The sequence below is a fragment of the Streptomyces sp. NEAU-YJ-81 genome (assembly GCF_017592595.1).
In the GTDB taxonomy this organism is placed as follows: domain Bacteria; phylum Actinomycetota; class Actinomycetes; order Streptomycetales; family Streptomycetaceae; genus Streptomyces; species Streptomyces hygroscopicus_B.
The window spans coordinates 45,496-67,972 of record NZ_JAGFNO010000020.1 but is presented as its reverse complement, the minus strand read 5'-3'; the positions used below and the strand labels follow the sequence as shown (position 1 = coordinate 67,972).

Sequence of the window (22,477 nt, the reverse complement as noted above, 5' to 3'; positions counted from 1 at the left end):
GTGACCTCGGAGACGGGCGGCACCGCTCCCCCGAGACATCAGCCGCTGACATCCGTACCAACTACGCCTACATTTATGAACTTACCCGTTGGGTAAACATCCCACCAGGTAATCGCGGCACCGGGTGTGAGCCGGGTTGAGGGGGTGCCGGTCAGGGGTGCGGGTATATGTCGAGTTCCACGCTGTCGGGGAGCGAGTCCGCGCCGCGGATCTCGCCCGGGTAGACGAGCCGCACCCGGCGCAGCCGGGGCAGCCCGGCGAGGGAGGCGAGATCGAGCTCCGCGACCTGCGACAGATGGATCTCCTCGAGCCCGGGAAGGCGCCGGGCGATCCGCCGCAGCGGTACCGCGGAACCGGCCCTGGCCCATACATCCAGGTGCGTGACCTGGGGGATCTCGGTGCGGGGGGCGAAGAGCAGCATGCTCAGCTGCTGCGGCGAGAGCGTCAGTTTGCGCAGCTGAGGCAACTCGGCGATGAGGGAGCCCCATTCGTCCGGCGCCAGGCGCTCGCTGGCGTCCTGCAGACGCAGCTCCTCCAGCCCCCGGCACTCCACGATCCCCGCGAGCTGCGCCGCCGATGACGGCAGGGAGAGCAGCCGCAGCTCGGCGGGGCGCGGGAGGTCGGGCAGACCGCGCCAGGGCACCTCCGGTCCGACGAGGAGCCCCTCCAGCCGGGGGCAGTCGGCCAGCTTCAGCAGCGGCTCGAACTGGGGGAGGTCCCGCAGCTCCAGCCTCCGCAGATGGGGCAGCCGGGTCAGCGGCGTGGGGTCCTTGACGTTCCGGCATCCCTGCAGGGCGACCGTCTCCAGCTCGGGGTAGGCGGAGAGCAGGGTGAGGTCCTCCAGTTGCAGGGTGCCCCGCAGGCGCAGCTCGCGCAGGTGGCGCGGGTCGAGCGCGGCGCGGATGTCCTCCGGGGCGAAGTCGCCGTGCAGGCCCACGCGTTGATAGCCGGAGATGGTGCGCAGCGCCTCCAGCTCGGCGGGTGAGCGCACCGTGACGATCTCCTCGGGGGCGGTGTCGAGGAGCGGCCGTACGATCTCCTCCGCGTACACCTTCGTGTCGAACCGGTCCCAGTGGGCGAGGAGCTGGGCGCGCACCGCGGGCTGGCCGGTGCCGAGGAACTCCCGGAGCCTGGGTATGGCGGCGTCCCCGCCGATCTGGCAGATCGCGTGGACGGTGGCCAGCTCCTCGTCGCCCTCCAGGTCCTTGGCGTCGGGCAGCAGGCCCAGGAGCAGCGGGCCCGTCTGGGCCAGTGACCTGGCCTCCCGCAGGCTGCGCGGCGGCAGCAGCCGGGCGGCCCGGTCCTCGATGGCCTCGCGCACCGTCGGCTCCAGGCGGGTGGCCTGTTCGAGGGAGGCGAGGGCGAGGAGCCGCAGCCGCGCCTGGACCGTGGCGTCCTGCTCCCGGTCGCCCCGCTCGCGCAGGCGGGTCAGCAGGTCGGCACGCTCTTGGTGACGAGCCTGTGCGACGGCCATCTGCACCACGTCCTCCCACTGGTCCAGGTGTGCGTTGTTCACCAGCATGCCCATGTCGCGCTCTTCCAGCACGGCCCTGGCGCCCAGGAAGTCCTGGAAGGTGCGGTGGATGAAGTCGACCGCGCCCGGGGCCGGTTCGCGCAGCAGACCGGAGCGCTCCAGCAGATGCTGCAGGGCCTCTTCCGCCGTTCCGACGTCCGCGAGGCGGGGGACGGAGGGCTGCAGCCGCCGCACCACGTTCACCGCGTCGGGGCGGTCCAGTTGCGTCCGCTCGTTGCGGATCAGCCAGTACGCGAGCCTCTGGAGCGGCTCGGTGGCCGACTTCTGGTCCAGTGCCGGACGGCCGCGGCCGTAGACCTCGCGCTCCAGGTCGCGGCGCTCCAGGAGCATGGAGAGCGCCGCCTCGTAGAGGGAGGCGCGGCCCTGGGGCAGGAAGCCGCGCCGCTCCCGGTGCAGGGCGCAGATCAGGCCGCACATCAGCGGATTGGTCGCCAGGCGGCTCAGCTCGGGGCTGCTGCGCAGGGACAGCGAGAGGGACTCGCCGAGCTCCTGCGAGGCTCCGGCCGCGATGTGCCAGCGCCGGATGAACTGCTTCATGTCGGCGGGCCGCATCGCGGCGAGCGCGAACTCCTGGAAGCCCTCGCGGGCCAGCCAGCCCCGCTCCAGGGCCGAGGGGCGGGAGGTGAGCAGCCACAGATTGCCGGGGAAGACCGCGAGCAGCTTCTTCAGCCAGGCCCGCACACGGGTCCGGTCGTCCTTCGGGATCTCGTCGGCCCCGTCGATCAGGAGCACGCCGCGCCCGTGCCGCAGCACCCGCGCGGCCCAGCCGTCGGGCTCGGTGCCCACCAGCGGGCAGCCGATCCAGCGCAGGAAGTCCTCGGGCATGGGCAGTTCGGTGTCCCTGCGCGCCAGGGTGCGCAGCGGCAGGACGAAGGGGACGCGCCCGAACAGCTGCGACAGGCCGCCCGGCACCCGCTCCTGCTGCGCCGTGGAGAGGGCCAGCCACTGGACGAGGGTGGTCTTGCCGGTGCCGGCGACGCCGCGCAGCAGGACACGCTCATGGCTGGCGAAGACCGCCTCGGCGGGGCCCGCGGCCCGCTCGGCCTCGGTGTCCCGGTCGGCGCCGGGCTCGCCGTTCACCACCGGGACCCGGTCGGTGCCGTCGCGGTACGGCCTGGCCTCCAGGCTCAGATAGGCGGTCTCCAGCGGCCAGTCCTGGCCGTCCGGTTCGCGGAGGTCGACGCCGTAGATCGTGAGCCTGCCGTGGCACTCGACGACGTAGCGCGCGTACTCCTCCTCGAACTGGATGTCCTGGTGGCTGATGTCCGGCAGCCGCCGCAGGATTGAGTCCAATTTCTCGCTCTGCTCCCGGATCTCGCGGCTCTGCTCGATCTGGGCTCGGGCCGCGAATCCGGGCCGCTGGCTGAAGAAGCGCATGAGGTGGAGGCAGGCCGTCTCCAGGAGCCGGTCGTGGAAGCGGGCGGCGTCGTCACTCAGCAGCCTGCGCGTGTCGGGGCCCGCGCGCCGGGACAGCTCCGCGGCCAGCCGCTCGGGGCCGAGCGCGAAGGCGTGGACGTCGTCCATGTCGAGATCGCCGAGGGCGTGCAGGGTGCGGGTCAGCGCCTGCCCGACGGAGTCGTGCTCGTCGGCACCGATCGGCGGATCGTGCGGCCCGGCGGCCCGCACGGCGCGGCGGACCAACTCGCGGGCGAGCTTGTGCAGATCGTCCTCGGTGAGAGTGCGGTGCTCCCGGGCGAAGGACACCAGCCGGCGGATCGGCACGGGCCGCTCGCCGTACTCCGCCCCCGGCGCGCTCGCGGGCGGCAGCAGCAGCCGTTTGACCACCGGTACGACCACTGCCGATGCGATCCGCAGCCCCACCGTGCCGCCGTCCACAGCAGCCCCTCCCTCGCGGCGTCGGCGCGCGTTCCCGGCCGAGCCCCGTGCAACCCCTCACCTCCCGCTCACCATAGCCGCGAAGACCCCTCCAGGGTGAGGGTCCACAGGGCGCGAAGCGCGGTCGCACCGGTACGGTTTGGCCCATGGATGTTTCCGGAACAGCTTCCGCCGATGAAAACACCAGGCCGCAGGCGGTCATCAAGACCACCGCGCGCCAACTGCTGGTGAAACTGGGGGCCGGAGGGCTGACCCTGGACGCCGTCGCCCGTGAGGGCGGACTCGCCGTCAGCGATGTGGAGGCCGTCTTTCCGCATCGGGACGACCTGCTGACCGCGCTGCTCATCGACGCCTACAACGACTCCGGCGCCGCGATGGAGCAGGCCGATCAGGCCGCCAGGGACGCCGGCGCGCCGGCGGGCGCGCGGCTCCTCGCGGCCACCCGCGCGCTACGGCGGTGGTCGTTCGCCAACCCCGCCGAGTTCACGCTGGTCTACGGCTCGCCCGTGCCGGACTACCACGCCCCGCAGGACACGGTCCCGCCCGCCTCACGCACCCCCGCGGTGCTGGCCGGCATCGTGCGTTCGGCGCTGGAGGCCGGTGAACTCACCGCGCCCCGGCGTCAGATGCCGGGGCCGCCGCTGCTCCTGCCGGAGGCCGAGGCGCTCTTCGGCGGGGTGCCCGAGGCCCCGTTCTCGGACCTCATCGAGCGCGGCATCGTGCTGTGGAGCAGCCTGGTCGGGCTCCTGGTCTTCCAGGTCTTCAGCCGTACCCATGACAGCGTCCGGGACGAGACCGCGTTCTTCGACTACGCCATCGCGGTGGCGGCCGAAGGAATCGGACTCGTGGTTCCCTTGGGCGAGCACACCGACTGAACCGTTCGGCACCTGTGGGGGAAAGGGCCGTGACCACCATCAAAACTCTCTGCTTCGTCATCGCGGCGCTCTCGTCGTATGCCGCGCTGATCTACCGACTGTTCCAGATCAGGCGCAGCTGGCGGGACACCGCCTACCGCACACTCGTGATCACCCTGCTGCTGCAGTGCCTCACCTTCACGATGGGTGCCTTCGCCATGGGGAGCGAGCGCTTCCTGGGCGTCGGCAACCTCGCGATCCTGGTGATGCATCTGTCGGCGGTCGCCTTCTGCGTCAGCGCGCAGATCATCCTGCTGCACTGGGCGTCCGCCACCGAGGAGTCGGGGCGCAGGGCCCGCTACTGGCTGATCATCGGCGTCGCCCTCGACGCGCTGCTGACGGCGCTGTTCTTCATCGCCGACGGTCCCGGGCGGCCGGCCGAGGACTTCAACACCGGCAGCGGCAAGCCGCTGATCCTCACCTACCTCCTGGTCTTCATGGTCTCCCAGGCGGTTCCGTGCGTCACCATCCTGCGCCAGTGCGTGCCCTACGCCCGGATGGCGGGCAAGACCTCGCTGGGGCAGGCGCTGCGGATGCTCTCCGTCGCCGCGGTGATCCTCTTCCTCTACTGCCTGGCCAGGGTGGTCAACGTCCTCACGGCCGCGGGCGGGCTCGACATCGGCGGCTGGACGCTCGCCGCCTCCGTCTTCAGCGCGCTGGGCATCGTCACCCTCTCGCTCGCCCTGACGATCTCCTCCTGGGGGCCCTCGGCCACCAAGCTGCTGGAATGGGCGCGCGGTTACCGGTCCTACCGGGCCCTGTATCCGCTGTGGCGGGATCTGTACGAGTCCTCCCCGGACATCGTCCTGGAGCCGCCGGGGGCCGCGGTCTCCGACCTCAACTACCGGCTCCACCGGCGGGTCATCGAAATACGGGACGGCTGGCGGGAGTTGCGCCCCTACATCGACCGCACCTCGGGCGGCGACGGCCAGGCGGCCCCCAAGGGGAGCGAGGAGTCCCGGCAGGCGTTCGCCGAAGCGGCGCAGATCAGGCAGGCCCTGCACGCCAAGCGCACCGGCACCATTCCCGATGACAACGCGGACACCGGCGACTTCGAGGACCGCGACACGGACAACTTCACCGCCGAGGTCGTCTGGCTCACCAAGGTGGCATCCGCCTACCGGCGGCTCGCCAAAGCGCGCTGAGAGAGGGATCCCGCCCGGTCTGCCCCCGTCAGGCCGAGCGGGATTTCCCCCGTGATTCCCCCGTTTTCCTCTTCCGGGCCGAGCGGGTGGCCCCCGCCCGGCCCAGCTCGGCACAGCCCTGAGAGCCGGGCCGAGCCGGGCCGATAGGACTGACAACCCACTCGGCCACCCCCGTGAGCGGAGTTAGCTGGCAGCTATCGACAAGGTCCACGTTGGCGGAGTTGGGCCAGATTGTCAACTGACCGCTAATCTGCGAAACTGACGATTAGCCGGGGGCAAAGCCGAGGAGGTGAGGGAGGGAGATTCGCATGTCCGAGACTGACGACCGGCCCACGCTGGCAGTGCGTCTGGACAACCTCTTCAAGACGGTTCGTCCCAAGGGCAGGCACTGGACCAACGCCGAGGTGGCTGAGGAGCTGAAGCAGGCCAGCCCCGAGCTCAAGGTCGGGGGCGTGTATCTGTCGCAGTTGCGGACGGGCAAGCGCTCCAATCCCTCACCGGACCTGCTGGCCGCCCTGGCGCGCTTCTTCGGCGTGTCGGTGGCCTACTTCTTCGACGACCAGGTCGCCGAATCGGTGCTCAGCGAGGTCGCCGCCATCGAGGCGCTCCGGCAGGCCGGGGTGCGCGCCGTGGCGATGCGGGCGGCCGGGATGAAGAAGGAGAACCTCGCGGCCATCACGACCATCATGGACCAGTACCGGCAGCTTCAGGGCCTTCCGCCCGTCACCGACACCTCGGACCAGGAATGAGGGGTGCGGCTGGGTGAGGGGCGCCAACAAGGGACGGTCGGCCGACCACGACCGGCGCAGTCAGCTCAAGAAGCTCCGGAAGGCCGGTGCGCGGCGGATCGCCGACCTCGACCTGCCGGAGGTGGCCGATGTGGCCGAGCTCTGCCGCCATCTCGGCGAGGTCCGCGGCCGCCCCATCACGCTGGTCCCGATGCAGATGCCCGCGACGCACCCGTGCGGCATGTGGGTCGCCGCCCGCGACGAGGACCTCATCTTCTACGACGCCAACACGACCAGCGCGCATCAGGAGCACATCATCTTGCATGAGCTGGGCCACATCATCTGCTGCCATCGCGGGGCGGGTTGGCTGGACGAGGCGAGCGCCCGCCTTCTCTTCCCCAACCTCGACCCCGACCTCGTGCGTGACATGCTCCTGCGCGCGACCTACGACGACGTCCAGGAGCAGGAGGCGGAGATCATCGCCTATCTGCTCTCCCAGCGGGTGGGCGGCATCGAGGAGCGGCATGGCACCGCCCCGGCCGAGGACTCCGGGGAATCCGGACAGGACGCCATGCTCAGCCGGATCGAACGCACCCTGATCTGACGTGGATCCGACGGTGTCCCCCTCATCCCCCGGCGGCTGCCACCTCCTCGGCCAGGATCGCCACGGTGCGGCGGATGTCGTCCTCACGATGCTCGCTGGTGACGAAGAACCGCAGCCTGGCGAGCCCCTCCTCGACGGCCGGGTGGAAGATCGGATCGGCGATGACACCGCGCTCGAACAGCCGGTCCGCGACGCGCAGGGTCCGCGCCGAGTCGCCGAGGACACACGGCACGATCGGGGTGTGGGCGCTGGAGCCGGTCGCCAGACCGGCCGCGGCGGCCAGGCCCAGGAAGAGCTCCGCGTTGCGCCGCAGGGCGGCCACCCGGTGCGGTTCCGCGAGGATCAGCTCGGTGGCGGCCAGCGCCGCGGCCGCGTTGGCGGGGGTCAGGCCGACGCTGTAGACGAAGCCGGGCAGCGTATGCCGCAGCCACCGCACCATCCGGGCCGAGCCGCCGAGATAGCCGCCGCAACTGGCGAACGTCTTGGAGAGGGTGCCCATCCACAGATCCACACCGGACCGGTCGACGCCGAAGAACTCGCCCACCCCACGGCCGCGTTCGCCCACCGTGCCGATGCTGTGCGCCTCGTCCACCATCAGCAGGGCGCCGTAGCGCCGCTTCAGCTCGATCACGGCGGGCAGGTCGACCAGGTCGCCGTCCATGCTGTAGGCGCCCTCGACGGCGATCAGCACCCGTCTGAACCGGGACCGGTTGCGCCGCAGCGCGTCCTCCAGCCCCTCGATGTCGTTGTGGGGGAACGGGCGCCGCGCCGCCCCGGACAGGGCGCAGCCCTGGAGGATGCTGTCGTGGGCGAGCGCGTCGTGCATCACGAGGTCCCGAGCGCCGACGAGATGCCCTATCGCGGTGACATTGGTGGCGTGGCCGCTCACCAGCGCCAGGCAGTCGGGGACGCCGAGGAAGTCGGCGAGCGCCCGCTCCAGCCGTACGGTCAGCTCCCGTTCGCCGGAGAGCACCCGGCTCGCGGAGACCGAGGTGCCGTACCGGTCCACCGCCTGGTGCACGGCCTCGTTGACCGCCGGATGGCCGGAGAGCCCCAGGTAGTTGTAGCTGCCGAAGGACAGGTAAGGCCGTCCGTCGATCATGGTCGTGTCGCGGATGTTGCCCTGATGGACCCGGAAGTACGGGAAGTCCGCGCCACTGCCGGCGATCGCGCTCAAGCGCTCCTCGAACTGCCGCACCTCGGGGAAGTCATCGGCGCAGGCACTCGCCGCGTCCCAGTCCGCCCGCGTCTGCTGGGGCAGCGGCGCACCGGCGGCCGGCTCCTGCGTGAGGTGCGGATCGACCAGCGCGACCAGCCGTTCCACGGTGAGGTCGGGCGAGAAGATCTCCTCGGTGCGGAATCCCGGTATGCGCTTGCCGATGTTGACCTCCAGCTCCTGCAGCATCAGGGAGTCGAAGCCGAGGTCGGTCACCAGCCCCATCCGCTCGGTCAGGTCGGCGAGCGGGAAGACGCCGGTCCGCGACAGCTCTTCGAGCACGATGGACCCGGCGGACGCCCCGTCGGCCCGCGCCGCCGCGGGCGAGCCCACCGGCCCGGTCCGGCCCTCCCCCATAGCCCCGAGGTCGTGGGCGGTGCCCTCGTCCTCGGGAGCGCGCGCCGACTCGTCCACCACCCAGTGGTGGCGCGGGGCGAGCGGGCTCGGCGGCAGGGTGATGGGGGGTATGCGCTCCCTCACCGGGCGAAGCCCCGCGCCGGTGACCGCGCGCCGCGCGAGCTGGGCCAGTGCGGCCGAGTGCGCGTCGGCGGGCAGCGAGCCCGGCTCCGGCACGGCGGCCTCGGGCAGCTCACCGGGTGGCACCGTGCCGACCGCCAGCCCCGCCCCGAGCTCTCCGGTACGCCCGGCCGCCACGGCCTCGGCCGCCACGGTCAGTTGGGTGGCGGCGTCGGCGGCGTCCTCCGCCACCAGGGCGAGGCGTTCGGCGAGGGGAGCCCGGCGGGCCAGGGTGTCCGCCACCCCGGCCAGCGGCGGCCGGTCATCGGCGAGAGTGTGCGCCAGCTCCCGGGCATAACGGGCCAGCCCGGCCCGGTCGCGGGCGCTGAGCACCAGCAGATGCGGCCCGCCGTCCGGTGTGGGACGGGCCGGCGTCGTGACGCACTCCTCCACCACCACATGGACACCGGTGCCGCCGAAGCCGAAGGCGCTCACCCCCGCCCGGCGCGGCTGCCCGGCGTCGGGCCAGCCGGTCGGCTTCGTCGGGATGGTCAGCCGCGCGGCGTCGAGTCCGAAGCGGTCGGCCAGGTCGAAGTCCGGCTGCGGCGGTATCACCCCCCGGTGCACGGCCAGCACGGTCTTGACGAGTCCGGCGATCCCCGCGGCGTTGAGCGCGTGGCCGACGACCGCCTTCACCGCGCCGAGGAACGCCGGTGCGCCCCGCTCGCCCCGCAGCTCCCGCAGCACACCGACCTCGACCGGATCGCCGACCGTGGTCCCGGTGCCGTGCGCCTCGAGGTATCCCACCGCGTCCGGGGCCAGGTCCGCGTCGCGGTAGGCCCGGCGCAGGGCCCTGAGCTGACCGGCCGCCTGGGGGTGCATACCGCCCTGCACGGTCCCGTCGTTGGCCGTCCCCACGCCCCGGATCACCGCGTAGACCCGGTCACCGGCGGCCAGCGCGTCGGCCAGCGGGCGCAGCGCCAGGACCCCGGCGCCCTCCCCCAGGACGAAGCCATCGGCCTCCGCGCCGAACGGCAGGCATCTGCCGCTGCGCGAGATGGCGCCGATCCGGCACAGCCCCACCAGCAGGTCCGGGGCGAGGATCAACTGGGCGCCGCCCGCGAGCGCGATCCGGCACCGGCCCGCGCGCAGCGCGAACACGGCGTTGGCCACGGCCATGAGTCCCCCGGAGCACGCCGAGTCCAGCGCATAGCTCTCGCCGTGCAGATCGAAGACCGAACTGACCGTGTTCGGGCCCATGTTGAGCAGCAGCCCGGCCACCGAGGAGCCGTGCAGCCCGTCCACCGCGCGGACCGTCTCCGGCCACCGGGGGTCGCTCGCCCGCGCCCCGAACTCGCCGCCGGTGAGCTGGCGCATCCGGATCTGCATGGTGCTGAGTTCGCGGTAGCCGCTCTCGGTGAGCGCCGTGATCACCGAGGTCTCCTCGCGATCGAAGCCCTCGGCCTCCCATCCCGCGTCCTGGATCGCCTCCCGGGCCAGGTCGATCAGCAGCCGGCCCTGCGGATCCATCGATCTGGCCCGCCGTGGCGGGATGCCGTAGTGCGCCGCGTCGAAGTGGCCCACGTCCGGCAGCAGGGCCATGGTGTCCGTATAGGCCGAGGACGAGTCGCGTAAGTTGTCGCTGAGGAAGGTGGCGGTGCGCCACCGCGAGTCGGGGACGGTGGCGAACTGCGCCCGCGGCTCGCTGAGGAGCCGCCAGTACTGGTTGACGTTGCGCGCCCCCGGGAACCGGCAGGCCATTCCCACGATCGCGACGTCATCACGCCGCATACCAGCTGAACCCACTTGGGATCCCTTCGCTGTCACAGATGTCACCCGGCGGTGGACAGTCGCTCACGCCACCACTCGACCGTCGCCTTGACCTGCTCGTCGACGGGGGTGGCGCGCACCGCGAACGCGGCTTCGTAGGCGCTCGCGTCCACGACGAAGGGACGGTCGAACTGGTAGCGGACCTCCTTCAGTTCACGCAGCAGCGGGGAGACCAGCGAGGCGAGACCGAGCACGGCGGACGGCAGCCCGCGCACCGCGACCGGCCCGGTCTCCGCCTGCGTGGCAAGGCGGTCGACCATCTCCCGGGTGGACCGCGCGGGCGCCGTCGGTACGTGCCAGGCCCGGCCCCAGGCCCGCTCCTCGCCCGCGACCTCGGCCAGGGCGGCGGCCACGTCGGGGAGGTAGCTCCAGCTATGCGGGGTGTCCGGGTCCCCGAGCGAGGAGACCGGCTTGCCGCGCAGCACCTTTGGCATCACCCGCGCCGCCAGGTGCCCGCCGTCGGTCACTCCGGGCCCGAAGAAGTCCGACGCCCGTACCTCGACCGCCTTGATCCGGCCCTGCTCATGGAGGTCCCGCGCCTGCTCCCACACGGCGGCGCGCACCCGCCCCTTGGTGCCGGTCGCCGCGAGCGGCAGCTCCTCGGTCATGGGGCCGTCGACCGGGCCGTAGCCGTAGAGGTTGCCCAGGATGACCAGGACGGCCCCGGTCGCCTCGGCGGCCGCGCAGACCGACGAGGCCAGCGGCGGCCAGTCGCTCGCCCAGCGGTGGTAGGGCGGTGCGGCACAGTTGTAGATGGCGGCCGCGCCCTGCGCGGCCTCGGTCAATCGTGCGCTGTCCGTCGCGTCCAGCGCGACATGCTCGATGCCCGGCTCCGGGCTTCGACCCGATGTGGTGACAACCCGTACCGAATGGCCCTTTTCGGCCAGCAGCCGAGCGGTGGCCGCTCCGGCGGGCCCGAATCCTATGACGACATGAAGGCTCACGCGCGCACACTAGCGCGAGAATCTGTGGCCATTGGGGCAGACTTTCCGACGCCCGTTCGGGTGCGGTGGAAGATGTCGCGATCTCGTCGGTGAACGATGGCGTCCGGCCACGGGTGCGGGGGCCGGACGCCAGGGCCGGACGCCACGGCCGGACCGTTCAGCGGGAGGCGCCGGTCCCCACCGACGGGAGGTAGCGCGGCGCCCGCCAGGCGTGAAGTCGCCGCTCCACCGCGGCCCCCAGCGACAGAAGCTCGGTGTCCTCATGGTCGCCGGCCATCAGGAGCAGGCCCACGGGCAGCTCGTCCACGAACCCGGCGGGCACCGACAGGGAGGGATATCCGGCCACGGCCGCGGGGGTCGAGGACGGGATCACGTCGTTGTCGCCCCGCGCGCAGTCGGTCGTCCAGGCGGGCGGGTTGGTCGGCGAGGCGATGGCGTCCAGGTGGTGGGTGGTCATGGTCTCGTCGATGGAACGCCGGGAGAGGTCCTTCAACTCGGCGCGCATGGCCCGGTATTCCGGGTCGGTGGTGGCAGGCGCGGCGAGGGCCTGCTCGAACAGCTCCTGACCGGCGAAGCAGGTCTGCTCCGCCGGGTGGGTGCGGTTGAATTCGATCAGCTCGGCGAGGTTGCGCGGCCCCTCGCGGGTGGCGAGGTAGGCGTCGATGTCCCGGTGGAACTCGCTGAGCAGCGCGGGGAATTCGAGCTCGGACAGCCGCTGCTGATACGGGGGCGTCACCTCGACGACCTCGGCTCCCGCTGTGCGCAGTTGCTTCGCGGTACGGGTCATCACGGCGTCCACTTCCGGCCCGAGCGAGGGCAGCCGCCACAGGCCGATGCGCTTGCCGCGCAGCGCGCCGGGGCTGGTCAGCCCGTCCGCGGTGCGGCCGCCGCTGAGCACCGAGAAGGTGAGCGCGGTGTCGATCACATTACGCGCCATGGGCCCGGCGGTGTCCTGCTCGGCGGAGATCGGGACCACTCCGGCCTGGCTGACGCGGCCGAGGCTGGGCTTGTGGCCGACCACCCCATTCATCCCGGCCGGGCACACGATGGAGCCGTCCGTCTCGGTACCGATCGCCACCTGCGCCAGCGACGCGGCGAGCGCGGCACCCGAACCGGCGGACGATCCGCATGGGTTCCGGTCCAGTACGTAGGGGTTGTTGGTCTGCCCGCCCACGGCCGACCACCCCGATGTCGGCTTCGCGGCGCGGAAGTTGGCCCACTCGGACAGGTTGGTCTTGCCGAGGATCACCGCCCCCGCGTCGCGCAGTCGTGTCACCAGGGCGGCGTCCGTGTCCGGCGGACTGCCGGCCAGTGCCAGCGACCCGGCGGTCGTGGGCAGGCCGCGGGTGTTCACGTTGTCCTTGAGCAGGACCGGGATGCCGTCGAGCGGGCCACGGGTGGCGCCGTGCCGGTGCCTGGTGTCGCTGGCGGCCGCCTGCCGCAGGGCGGTCGGGTCGGTGCGCAGCACCGCGTGGATCGTGGGGTCGATGGCCTTGATCCGCCGCAGATAGGCGCTGGTCAGCGCCGACGAGGTCAGCGAGCCGTCCGCCATGCGCGCCTGGAGTTCGGGGATCGTCACGGTGTCCAGATCGACCCCGAGTCCCGTGGACGAACCAGCGCCGCCGCCGGAGTCGGCGGCCTCCGCACGCGGTTGCGGCGCGCCCGCGCAGAGCGAGCCCACGACCAGGGCGGCGCTCAGCGTGGCCAGGCCCCGCTTCCTCATGACGCTCATGACCCTCATGCTCCTCATGAGGGTCAGCGGACTATAGGCCGACGGCCCGGCGCAAGGGTCTTTCGCGCCGCCGTTCACACGTCTTCCCTCGCCGCGCGGGCGCGTGCCCGCGATACCGCCGGCCTAGGGCTTGTGGCCGACCGCCTCCGCGTAGAACGAGCGGTCCACGACCTGGTCCTCGGGCAGCGGGTCGCCCTCGACCACCCCGGCGCTGGCGTACGCCTTCTGCAGCCGGTCCACCGTGCCCTCGCGGATCTCCCAGTCCATGCGCAGCGACGGCACGGCGGCCAGTGTGTCCGGCTCGGTCTTGAGCGCTTCGCCGAGGTCGTCGAGGAACGCCTTGTCCTTCTTGTAGTCCCCGGCGAAATAGGTGTTGACGGTGCGGATGTAGGCGCGCAGGAACGCCACCCCCGCGTCCGGGTCCCCGGTCAGCAGATCGGGGCCGAACAGGAGCCCGCCGAGCGGTTCGCCGCGCGGCTGGCCGCCGAGGAAGGCGTAGCCCGCGTCGCCGTCCACCTGGCGCCACACCGGGTCGAGCAGCCATGCGGCGTCCACTCCGCCGTTCTTCAGCGAGGTGAGGACCTCGGCCGGGCCGAGTTGCTGGAAGCGGACGCTGTCCACGTCGGCCTTGTGCGCGGCGAGCACCTTCTCCATCGGGTACATGATGACCGAGCCCTTGCCGATGAGCGTGCCGACCGTACGGTCCTTGAGGCTGACCTCGCCCGCCGTCTCCCCCGGTTTCAGCCTGGCCCAGAATCCGCTCTTGGAGCCGGGCGCGGGGGTGAAGTTGCCGGCGACCCAGCGAATGTCGAACCCCTGGCGGATGCCGTTGAGCACGGCGGCCTCCGGCGCCGCGTACTGGACGTCGATATCGCCCTTGGCGAGCAGCGGAAGCGCGTCCGGGGTGGGCAGCAGCTTCAGTTCGACGTCGAGCTTCTCCTTGCCGAACTCGCCCTTCTCCATGCCGATCCGCAGGGGTGCGAGGTACTCGGCGGTCAGCGTGCTGGCGGAGACGACGATCTTCGTCTTCTTCTGCAGCGGCTTCGGCGCGGGCGCGCCGGGCGCGCAGCGGGCGGGCGCGCGGGCGGCGGACGCGTCGGCGGGGTCGGTCCAGCCCTTGGCGCAGCCCGCGACGGGGGTGATCGGGCGGGGCTTGCCCGGTGTGCCGGAGCGCGCCGACTCCGAGGTCTGCGCGTCGCAGGCGGCGAGGGAGCCGAGGACGCCGAACAGGGTCACGCCCGTGACCAGGGCGCGGGCGAGGGAGAGTCTCCGTGCCATGGGTGCCGCCTTCCGGGGCTGGGGGTCGGAGCCGAGGTGAGGGTCAGGGCCGGGGCCGGCCGCGGTCCCGCGGCGCCCAGGGAGTGAGCCGACGGCCGATGAAGCGGACGAGTTCGGAGAAGACCACGCCGAGCACGGCTACGCAGACGATGCCGACGAACATCACGTCGTTCTGGAACAGCGTCCGCGAGTCGAAGATCAGGTGGCCGAGGCCGTCGTTCGCGGCGATCTGCTCGGAGGCGACGATGACCAGGACCGCCACTCCGGAGGCGACCCGCATGCCGACCAGGACCTGCGGCAGCGAGGCGGGCAGCAGGACATGGCGGAACATCTGCCAGGGACCGGCGCCGAATACCTGTCCGGCCTCCCGGTAGCCCTCGGCGACGCCCATCACGGCGGCCATCGTGGAGATCCATACGAAGAAGAAGACGGTGGTCGCGACGAGCGCGATCTGGGGGCCCTCACCGAGGCCGAACATATTGAGGAACACGGGGAGCAGCGCGAGCTTGGGCACCACATAGAGGGCGTCGAGCAGCGGTTCCAGCGCGGCGCGGACCATCCGCAGCGCGCCCATCAGCAGCCCGAAGAGATAGCCCGCGGCGGTGCCGAGCGCGTACCCGGCGACCACTCGCTGCAGCGTGGCCCATACGTCCGGCCACAGCTTGCCGTCGGCGGCGCGCTGCCAGCCGTCCGCCGCGATGGTGGACGGCGCGGGGTAGATGCGCGAGTCGATCCAGTGCTGATCCGCGGCGAGCTGCCACAGCAGGATCAGCGCGGCGGGCACGGCGAGGGCGAGGGCCAGCTCGATGCCGCGGCGCCGCCGGTGGGCGCGGACGGGATCGCGCTCCCCCGGTCCGGGGCGCCGCACCAGCACGGTCTCGACGGGCCCGCCGACGGTTTCACCGGGCCGGGCGGTCCGGGCCGAGGCGGGCGCGCTCTCGCCCTTCACGAGGACTTCCCCACCGTGTCCGCCGCAGTGGCGGCACCGGCCCCGGCCCGCTGGACCTCGTCGCGCAGCAGCTCCCACAACTCGGACTGCAGCGCGGCGAACCGCGGAGCGCGGCGCATGGCCCCGGTGCGCGGGCGTTCGAACGGCGGGTGGCGTTCGGCGATCACTCTGCCGGGCCTGGCCGACATCACCACCACCCGGTCCCCGAGCACGATCGCCTCCTCCAGGCTGTGGGTGACGAACAGTGCGGTGGTACGGGTCGCCTGGCACACCGCGAGCAACTCGTCCTGGAGGATGGTGCGCAACTGGGCGTCGAGCGCGGCGAACGGTTCGTCCAGCAGCAGCACCTCCGGCTCCACCGCGAGCGCGCGGGCGATCGCCACGCGCTGCCGCATCCCGCCCGACAGGGTGGCCGGGTAGGCGTCGGCGAAGTCGGCGAGACCGAGCCGGGCCAGCCAGTCCCTGGCCCGCGCGTCGGCGGCCTTGCGTGGCACGCGCTGCACATCCAGGCCGAAGCGGACGTTGGCCAGCACGGTCTTCCAGTCGTAGATGCCGTAGTCCTGCGGGATCATCGCGGCCGGATGGCGCCGGCCCGCGCGCAGCTCGACCTCACCGCCGCTGGGGCGGACGAGTCCGGCGACGATGCGCAGGAACGTGGACTTGCCGCATCCGGACGGGCCGACGATGCAGCAGAACTCCCCGTGCTGGATGTCCAGGTCGAGTGGTCCGAGGGCGTGCACCTGCCGGGTTCCGTGCCCGAAGGTGCGGGTCACCGCGCGGGCACGTACTTTCGGCGCGGTCCCGGGTGTGGCGTGCGACTCCACCCGTAACTCCTGATCCGGTTCGGCGGGTGTCGTGCGACAACGGCTGCGCGCACCACCTCACGATATGACGGACCGTCAGATTCGGGCAAGGGTCGCGGAACGACTGGCGGACTCAGGACAGCGGGCGGCACAGCAGCGCGTCCGGGCTCCCGGAGCTGCCCACCCGCGTGGTGAAGGCGATCCCGGCGGCGTACTCGTCGGCCGCGCACTGGCCCTTGTAGGCGCCGTGGGCGAAGTCGCCCCCGGCGGCGTCGGCGGGCCGGTTGTCGGACCGGTCGAACCACACGGTGCGTCCCGTGGTGCCGAGCGGGGTGCGGGCCGGGGCGCACAGCGCGGCGGACACCCGGCCGCCGCGACGGCTGTAGCCGATGAGGAAGTGGTCCGAGGGGCACTGGAACTTGGTGTAGCGGGAGGCCCAGTCGCCACCGGCGGGCACATACCGCTCGTCCCTGACGACCGTATGGGCGGTGCCGGGGGCGCGCGGGTCGTCGGCGCCGGTGTCGGTGCACAGTCCGCGCCCGGCGGTGTGGCCGAGGCCGATCAGCCGCAACCCGTCGGGGCAGGCGGCCTTGTAGGCGCCCGGATCCCAGTCGCCGTGGGTCCGCTCGATCAGCGACTGCACCTGGTCGCCGTGGTCGGTGGCGAGCATGCGCCAGGCGGGGACGGGGTCGACGGGCCCGGTGTGCTCGGGCGCGGTCATCAGCCGCTGCCAGGGCGTGGCGCGCCAGTCGCCCTGGTCGAGGATTCCGGTGCGGTGGCCCACGGAGTCGTAGCGCAGCAGCGCCCAGTCGTCGCTGCCCTCCCAGCCCACCAGTGGCCAGTAGGCGAAGTCGGCGTCGTGGTCGGCGAAGTAGTCGGTGATGTTGGTGAACCACGCGCGCGGGGCGGTGCCCGTCTCGGCCGATCCGATGCCGAACTCGCTGATCCACACGGGTGCGGTGTAGTGCCGCCCGGTGTCCTCGGCGACGAAGAACGCCTGGTCGGTGAGGACTTTACGGAGCTCGTCGCGGCTGAGGTCCTGGTACCGGGGGTCGTGGGTCTCGCCGACGCCGGTGGCGCCGCTGTGGCGGGGGCCGGTGTAGCCGTAGAAGTGCGCGGAGTAGACCAGCTTGTGGGCGTTCACGAGGGTGTGCGAGAGGGTGCGCGCGGGCGCCAGGGCAGGCCGTTCGTGGGGCAGCCCGTCGACCGGTATCCCCGTCCAGTTGATGCCCTCGATGACGATGAGGAGGTCGGGGTTGCCGTCGGTGAGGATGCGGTTGGCGGCTTGTTGCGCGGCGGCGTACCAGTCGTGCGTGTCGCCGAGCCCCCAGTTGGGGTCGTCCAGGATGTCGCGGCGCACCTCGTTGTAGAGGTCGGCGCCCACGACGCGTGGCTCATCGGCGTACCGGCGGGCCATGAAGACCCAGTCGTCTATCCAGCGCTGGGTGGTCTGGCCGCTGTTCCACCGCTCGTTGCCGTCGACTCCGCAGCACCACCGGGTGCTGTTGGTGTGGTTGTTGAGGATGACGGCGAACCCGTCGCGGCCGAGGGCGGACACCACGGCGTCGAAGATCTGCAGCGGTGTCTTCCCGCGCAGTTGCGGGTTGGCGGCCACGGCACCGTCCGGCACGGTCGCGGTGGCGTGGATCATCTCGTTGGAGAACGGCAGCCGGATGCTGTTGATGCCGAGCCGGTGGAAGTCGGCGAGCAGCGTCGGCAGGGGGACCCGGTCCAGGCCGAGGGGTATGCCGTGGGAGTTCTGGCCGGCGTGGTGGTTGGCGGGGTCGTCGACGCTGCCGCTGCCCGTCCACGACCCCTGCGCACCGTCCCAGTTGGCCGACTTGAGCCGGAAACGGTCGCCCTTGGCGTCGACGATGTACCGGCCGCGGGTGGACAGCGGCGGCTGCCAGGTGTCGGCAGCGGGAGTGGCGGCCGGGGCGGTGGCGGGGGCCGCCGGGGCGGCGGGCTGTTGCGCGGCGGCGACCGGCCCCGGCGCCGTGGCCAGCAGCGCGAGGATCGCCGCGAGTCCCGTCAGATACCTGAGTGATCTCCTGATCGGCATGCGGCCTTCCCCTGGGTCAGCGGCCGGGCGGTCCCTGCCGGGCAGGTGACTGTAGGACGGCCCGCTCGAAGTGTCGAGTACGTCCTCACCCGCCGGGCCCTGCCGGGCCGCCGCCGACCGGCCCTGATCAGTCGATCACCAGCCGCGCCCCCTGCGTCTCGGCGGAGGACGGACCGGTCTCCAGCATCAGGTCTCCGGGTTCGACTGCGAGGCCGAGGTCCCGGGTGACGGAGGCGAGGGTGTCGGCGTCGATCGCGAACACGGCGTCGGTCTCCTCCCCCGGCCGCAGGTCGAGGCGGGCGAATCCGCGCAGCTCGCGGACGCGGGGCCAGGACGAGCCGCCCGACAGGCGGCGCAGATAGAGCTGGACCGTCTCGCGCACCGGCCGCTCGCCGGTGTTGCGCACGGTCACCCGGCAGATGAGGGTCGGATCGTCCGGGGTCACCCGGGCGCGGGAGAGCCGTGGGGGTGCGTAGGCGACCGTGGTGTACGACAGGCCGTGGCCGAAGGCGTATCGGGCAGTGGCGGGCTGGTCCACGTAGCCGCGGTAGCCGTGGTCCTTGGCGTTGTAGAACACCGGAAGCTGCGCGGCCGACCGGGGGATCGACACCGGCAGCCGCCCCTCGGGCCCGGCCGCGCCGAACAGCACATCGGCCACGGCCCGTCCGCCCCACGGCCCCGGGTACCAGGCGCTCAGCACCGCCCCCGCCGTGCCGGAGAGGTCGGGCAGGGCGTGCGGACGGCCCTGGACGAGGACCACGACGACCGGCACGCCCGTGGCCGCCACCGCGTCCAGGAGCGCCAACTGCCCGTCGGGCAGGCGCAGATCGGCCAGGTCGACGCCTTCGCCACTCGTCATACCGGCGGGGTCGGCGGAGGTCACGATGGCCGCGCCATTGGTGTCGAAGGAGGTGTCGCCCGAGCGCGCGCTGGACCCGCCCAGGACGAGGACCGCGATGTCCGCCGCTGCCGCCAGCGCGGCCGCCCCGGGGACACCGGATAGGTCGCCGCCGACCAGATCACACCCCGGCGCATAGCTGACCTCGGTGTCCGGCGGGGCGGCCGACCGGATGCCGTCCAGGATCGTGACATGGTGGGAGCCGGGGCGCTGCGGAGCGGTGTAGTCGCCGATCTGCTGGGCGATGGAGTCGGCGTTCGGGCCGAGGACGGCGATCCGGCGGGTGGAGGGCGCCAGTGGCAGGACTCCCCCGTCGTGGGCGAGCAGTGTGATGGACGCGCGGGCGATGCGTTCGCTCAACTCGCGCGGATCGGGGTGCTGTTCCGCAGCGGGTGTATGCGGCTCGGGGCGCTGTTCCACCGCGGGCGTATGCGGCTCGGGGCGCTGTTCACCGGACTGCGCATAGGGCTGTTCGAAGAGGCCCAGGCGGAACTTCAGCGTGAGGACCCGGGCCACGGCGGTGTCCAGGGTCCGCTCCGTGACGAGCCCCTGGGCGACCGCCTCGGCCAGCCGCGGAAAGCAGGCGTCCCAGAGACTCAGATCGCATCCGGCGTTCAGGGCGAGGGCGCCCGCGGCCACCGGGTCGCCCGTGAGCCGGACCAGCCGGTCGACGGCGGCGCCGTCCGCCATCACGACGCCGTCGAACTCCAGCCGCTCCCGCAGGAGTTCGGTCAGCAGCGGGCGGCTGGCGACACAGGGCAGGCCGTCGAATTCGTTGTAGGCCGCCATCACCCCGGCGGCCCCGGCGCCTATCCCGGCCCGGGCCGCCGCCAGATGGATCTCGTGCACTTCGCGGGCGCCCAGTTCGGTGGCCGCGCTGTTGCGCCCGCCCACCGTGGCCCCCTGTCCGGCGAAGTGCTTGAGCACGACGGCCACGTCGGCGGTGCGCATGCCCCGCACCAGCGCCTCGGTGAGCCGCGCCGCCAGGTACGGGTCCTCGCCGAAGCACTCCTCCGCACGGCCCCAGCGCGGGTCGCGCACCAGGTCGAGGGCGGAGACGAGCGCCACATGGCCGCCCCGCGCCCGCACCTCCGCGCCGACGGCTGCCGCCGCCGCCTCGTAGAGCCCGGGGTCCCAGGTGGCGCCGACGGCGAGGTTGACCGGCAACACGGTGCCGTCCAGGGCCTGGTGACCGTGGGGAACCTCCTCGACGAACAGCACCGGTATGCCCAGCCGGGTGTTCTCCACGATGTGCCGCTGCACGGAGCCTGCGACCCGCGCCCCGTCCGCCGCCGTGATGCCGTCGGCGAAGCCGACGCCGGACCACGCGTCGGCCCGCTGCAGCCCGTACAGGGCGCCCATCCCGCCGTACGCGGCGACCTCGGCGCGGAAGGCGTCGGTGAGCCGGTGGCCGTCGCCGTCCCGCTCGTAGGCGTGCCAGCCGTACATGCGCTGGTTGACCTGGCCGACCTTCTCGATGAGCGTCATGCGCCCCAGCAGGTCGCGGACCCGCTCGGCCACCGGCGCGGCGGGGTCGCGGTAGAGGTCGCCGGTCACCGCAGCTCCAGGACGCGCACCCCGTACGGGCCGAGCGACACCTCCGCGGCCGGTGCGCCGGAGGCGAGGTCGCGCAGGGTGCCGTCGGCGACGGGGCGGACGGTGAGCTCCTCGGCGCTCTGGCTGACCAGCCATACGAAGCGACGCCCGTCGTCATGGACGAGGAGGTCCGCGCCGACATGGGGGCTGTCGACCGTCACCGGGCGGCGGGCCCCGGCGACATCGGCGAGCGCCGCGTACAGCCGGTGGGTGTCCTCGGGGTTGGCACGCGCGGTGCGGGCGGCCATGTGCTCCAGGGGGTAGGTGGCCAGGACGGTGCGTCCGCGCCCGGTGTCGCGCACCAGGAGGGCGGGCCGCCCGTGGGCGTCGACGGCCACCACCCGGGCGTCGCGCGGCAGGACCGGCAGATATGCCCGGCTGTCCTCGTTGCCCGCGACGGGGAAGCGCAGCGAGGTCCCGGCCGTCAGCCCGCCGAAGTCCTCGGTGAACGTCATCTCCAGGACGTCGTCCTCGATGGGCTCGGCGACACCGTAGGAGAGCTGCAGTTCGACGCCGAACAGCCCGTCCAGGTCGTCGAACCACGGGCCGCGGGTCCCGGGGTATTCGCCGGAGCAGAACGAGAGGTAGACCGTGGCGCCCGCGTGGGCGCGGCGTTCGAGCTCACGCCGGGTGCGCGTGGTGAGCTGGCGGGTGGCCGGCAGCAAATACAGGGCCGCGTCGCCGGGCAGTCCGTCGGCCTCGCGGGTGAAGCCCACCGGCAGGTCGGCGGCGCGGGTGGCGACATAGCTCTGGTGCAGGGAGGTGAAGATCAGCGGGCGGTCGGCGGGCCTGCTGTAGGGGTAGCCGCGCTCCAGGAAGGCGGGCACGACCAGCGCCGCGTCCGCGTCGGCGCGTCGGCAGTGTGCGAAGTCCACGTCCCTCAACACCCCGGCGAACGCGGCGAGTTCGAGCAGCGGGGCCTTGGGGGCACCGGTGCTGTCGGTGATGCCGAAGTGCATCTCGAAGGGGTGGTGGTCGTACGGCGAGCGGTCCCACAGGTCGTCGTAGTCGGTGTTGTTCCAGGCGATCCAGCCCGTCGCCCCGCCGAGCAGGGAGTTGTGCAGGGTCTGCCGGTAGTAGACCGCCGCGTTCCGGTCGGACACGGTGTCCGTGGAGAGGCCGAACTCCTCCAGGACGACGGGCTGTCCGGTGACCGACGCCAGTTCGCACTCGAAGGCGGCGCGCAGGTGCTGACGGGGCCGGTCGGTGTCCGAGCGGTACACATGCGGGCCCACGAAGTCCACGTACTCGGCGGTATCGCGCAGCGAGAAGCCGTTGTCGCGGCCGGTGACCTCGATGCCCCACGCGCCGTCGCCGAGCGAGACCGGCTGGGTTCCCCCGGCCGCCCGTACCGCGTTGCACATGGCCTGCGCCCAGGCCGTCACCACATCGGAGGAGGGCGGATCCACCTGGTAGATCCGGCCGTAGCCGGGCATCTCGTTGGTGATGAGCCAGCCCGTGACCGCCGGGTGGTCCTTGAAGCGGCGGGTCATCTGGGACACGAACCACGCCTGGCGGCCGACCATCCACACGTCCTCGTAGAGGTCGCGGCCCCCGCGCCAGGCGGGGTCCCAGTTCTCGCCCGACATGTGTCCGACGATGAAGGTGGGCACCGTCCCCATGCCGATCTCGGTGTGGGCGTCGAGGAAGTCGCGGAAGCGTTCGCACAGCGTCTCGTCGACGCGGTCGGGCTGCGGATGGAAGTCGGGCCAGTAGAAGAACGACCGGGTCATCGTCAGGCCGTGCTCGTGCAGCACCCGCAGCTCCGCGCGGACCGTCTCCGGGTCGTAGTCGCGCCACATCAGGGGCCCGCCGGTGCGGGACCAGAAGTTGGCGCCGAGCCAGGGCAGGACGGCGGGGTTGTGGATGAGCTGGGCGCTGTGGCGTCGCATGGTCCTTCTCGGGTGTCGGTGGTACGGGTGGGGGGTGCCCGGAGCGGGGCCGGGGGTCGG

The 22,477-nt window shown here is 72.4% G+C and carries 14 protein-coding genes; 4 read left to right on the top strand and 10 right to left on the bottom strand.

Annotated features, from left to right (window positions below):
• Positions 1 to 151: 151 nt before the first annotated feature.
• Positions 152 to 3,370, bottom strand: a complete 3,219-nt coding sequence (locus J5X86_RS32750) for an NACHT domain-containing NTPase (RefSeq protein WP_208520332.1) — start codon at positions 3,368 to 3,370, stop codon at positions 152 to 154.
• 146 nt (positions 3,371 to 3,516) lie between these two features.
• Here J5X86_RS32750 and J5X86_RS32745 point away from each other — a divergent pair, with 146 nt between their 5' ends.
• The 4 genes from J5X86_RS32745 to J5X86_RS32730 all read left to right on the top strand — a co-directional run bounded on the left by J5X86_RS32745 (position 3,517) and on the right by J5X86_RS32730 (position 6,761).
• Complete coding sequence (locus J5X86_RS32745) at positions 3,517 to 4,245, top strand: TetR-like C-terminal domain-containing protein (protein WP_208520331.1); 729 nt, start codon at positions 3,517 to 3,519, stop codon at positions 4,243 to 4,245.
• A gap of 29 nt (positions 4,246 to 4,274) precedes the next feature.
• Positions 4,275 to 5,429 carry an MAB_1171c family putative transporter gene (locus J5X86_RS32740; protein WP_208520330.1) on the top strand — a complete coding sequence of 385 codons (1,155 nt, stop codon included), beginning with the start codon at positions 4,275 to 4,277 and terminating at the stop codon, positions 5,427 to 5,429.
• Positions 5,430 to 5,737: 308 nt separating this feature from the next.
• On the top strand, positions 5,738 to 6,178 hold the full coding sequence (locus tag J5X86_RS32735) for a helix-turn-helix domain-containing protein (RefSeq protein WP_208520329.1): 441 nt from the start codon (positions 5,738 to 5,740) through the stop codon (positions 6,176 to 6,178).
• 13 nt (positions 6,179 to 6,191) lie between these two features.
• Positions 6,192 to 6,761, top strand: coding sequence for a toxin (locus J5X86_RS32730; RefSeq protein ID WP_208520328.1), 570 nt, complete (start codon positions 6,192 to 6,194; stop codon positions 6,759 to 6,761).
• A gap of 22 nt (positions 6,762 to 6,783) precedes the next feature.
• Here the strand turns inward: J5X86_RS32730 and J5X86_RS32725 are convergent, their stop codons facing one another.
• The 9 genes from J5X86_RS32725 to J5X86_RS32685 form a co-directional block, all read right to left on the bottom strand.
• On the bottom strand, positions 6,784 to 10,224 hold the full coding sequence (locus tag J5X86_RS32725) for an aminotransferase class I/II-fold pyridoxal phosphate-dependent enzyme (RefSeq protein WP_208520327.1): 3,441 nt from the start codon (positions 10,222 to 10,224) through the stop codon (positions 6,784 to 6,786).
• 41 nt (positions 10,225 to 10,265) lie between these two features.
• The gene (locus tag J5X86_RS32720; RefSeq protein WP_208520326.1) at positions 10,266 to 11,207 is read right to left on the bottom strand and encodes an NAD-dependent epimerase/dehydratase family protein; all 942 of its coding nucleotides are present in this window, start codon (positions 11,205 to 11,207) and stop codon (positions 10,266 to 10,268) included.
• A 157-nt stretch (positions 11,208 to 11,364) separates the two neighbouring features.
• The gene (locus J5X86_RS32715) at positions 11,365 to 12,930 is read right to left on the bottom strand and encodes an amidase family protein (RefSeq protein WP_208520406.1); all 1,566 of its coding nucleotides are present in this window, start codon (positions 12,928 to 12,930) and stop codon (positions 11,365 to 11,367) included.
• Positions 12,931 to 13,062: 132 nt separating this feature from the next.
• A complete protein-coding gene (locus J5X86_RS32710; RefSeq protein ID WP_208520325.1) occupies positions 13,063 to 14,217 on the bottom strand; it encodes an ABC transporter substrate-binding protein in 1,155 nt (384 codons plus the stop codon).
• 43 nt (positions 14,218 to 14,260) lie between these two features.
• Positions 14,261 to 15,091: an ABC transporter permease gene (locus J5X86_RS32705; RefSeq protein WP_208520405.1), complete on the bottom strand. Its 831-nt coding sequence runs from the start codon at positions 15,089 to 15,091 to the stop codon at positions 14,261 to 14,263.
• Positions 15,092 to 15,162: 71 nt separating this feature from the next.
• The gene (locus J5X86_RS32700; protein ID WP_208520324.1) at positions 15,163 to 15,990 is read right to left on the bottom strand and encodes an ABC transporter ATP-binding protein; all 828 of its coding nucleotides are present in this window, start codon (positions 15,988 to 15,990) and stop codon (positions 15,163 to 15,165) included.
• Positions 15,991 to 16,102: 112 nt separating this feature from the next.
• Positions 16,103 to 18,031 (bottom strand): glycoside hydrolase family 5 protein, encoded by a 1,929-nt coding sequence (locus J5X86_RS32695; protein ID WP_208520323.1) that lies wholly within the window; start codon positions 18,029 to 18,031, stop codon positions 16,103 to 16,105.
• Between the two features lie 127 nt (positions 18,032 to 18,158).
• Complete coding sequence (locus J5X86_RS32690; protein ID WP_208520322.1) at positions 18,159 to 20,486, bottom strand: glycoside hydrolase family 3 N-terminal domain-containing protein; 2,328 nt, start codon at positions 20,484 to 20,486, stop codon at positions 18,159 to 18,161.
• Positions 20,483 to 22,417 carry a cellulase family glycosylhydrolase gene (locus tag J5X86_RS32685; RefSeq protein WP_208520321.1) on the bottom strand — a complete coding sequence of 645 codons (1,935 nt, stop codon included), beginning with the start codon at positions 22,415 to 22,417 and terminating at the stop codon, positions 20,483 to 20,485. Before J5X86_RS32685 ends, J5X86_RS32690 begins: the two co-directional genes overlap by 4 nt.
• Between the last annotated feature and the right edge of the window lie 60 nt (positions 22,418 to 22,477).

Bases quoted from the DNA above. Each gene is read 5' to 3' on its own strand.
- J5X86_RS32745 (WP_208520331.1), top strand. From the start codon at position 3,517: ATGGATGTTTCCGGAACAGCTTCCGCCGATGAAAACACCAGGCCGCAG.
- J5X86_RS32735 (WP_208520329.1), top strand. From the start codon at position 5,738: ATGTCCGAGACTGACGACCGGCCCACGCTGGCAGTGCGTCTGGACAAC.
- J5X86_RS32725 (WP_208520327.1), bottom strand. From the start codon at position 10,224: ATGCGGCGTGATGACGTCGCGATCGTGGGAATGGCCTGCCGGTTCCCG.
- J5X86_RS32715 (WP_208520406.1), bottom strand. From the start codon at position 12,930: ATGAGGAAGCGGGGCCTGGCCACGCTGAGCGCCGCCCTGGTCGTGGGC.
- J5X86_RS32710 (WP_208520325.1), bottom strand. From the start codon at position 14,217: ATGGCACGGAGACTCTCCCTCGCCCGCGCCCTGGTCACGGGCGTGACC.
- J5X86_RS32695 (WP_208520323.1), bottom strand. From the start codon at position 18,031: ATGCCGATCAGGAGATCACTCAGGTATCTGACGGGACTCGCGGCGATC.
- J5X86_RS32685 (WP_208520321.1), bottom strand. From the start codon at position 22,417: ATGCGACGCCACAGCGCCCAGCTCATCCACAACCCCGCCGTCCTGCCC.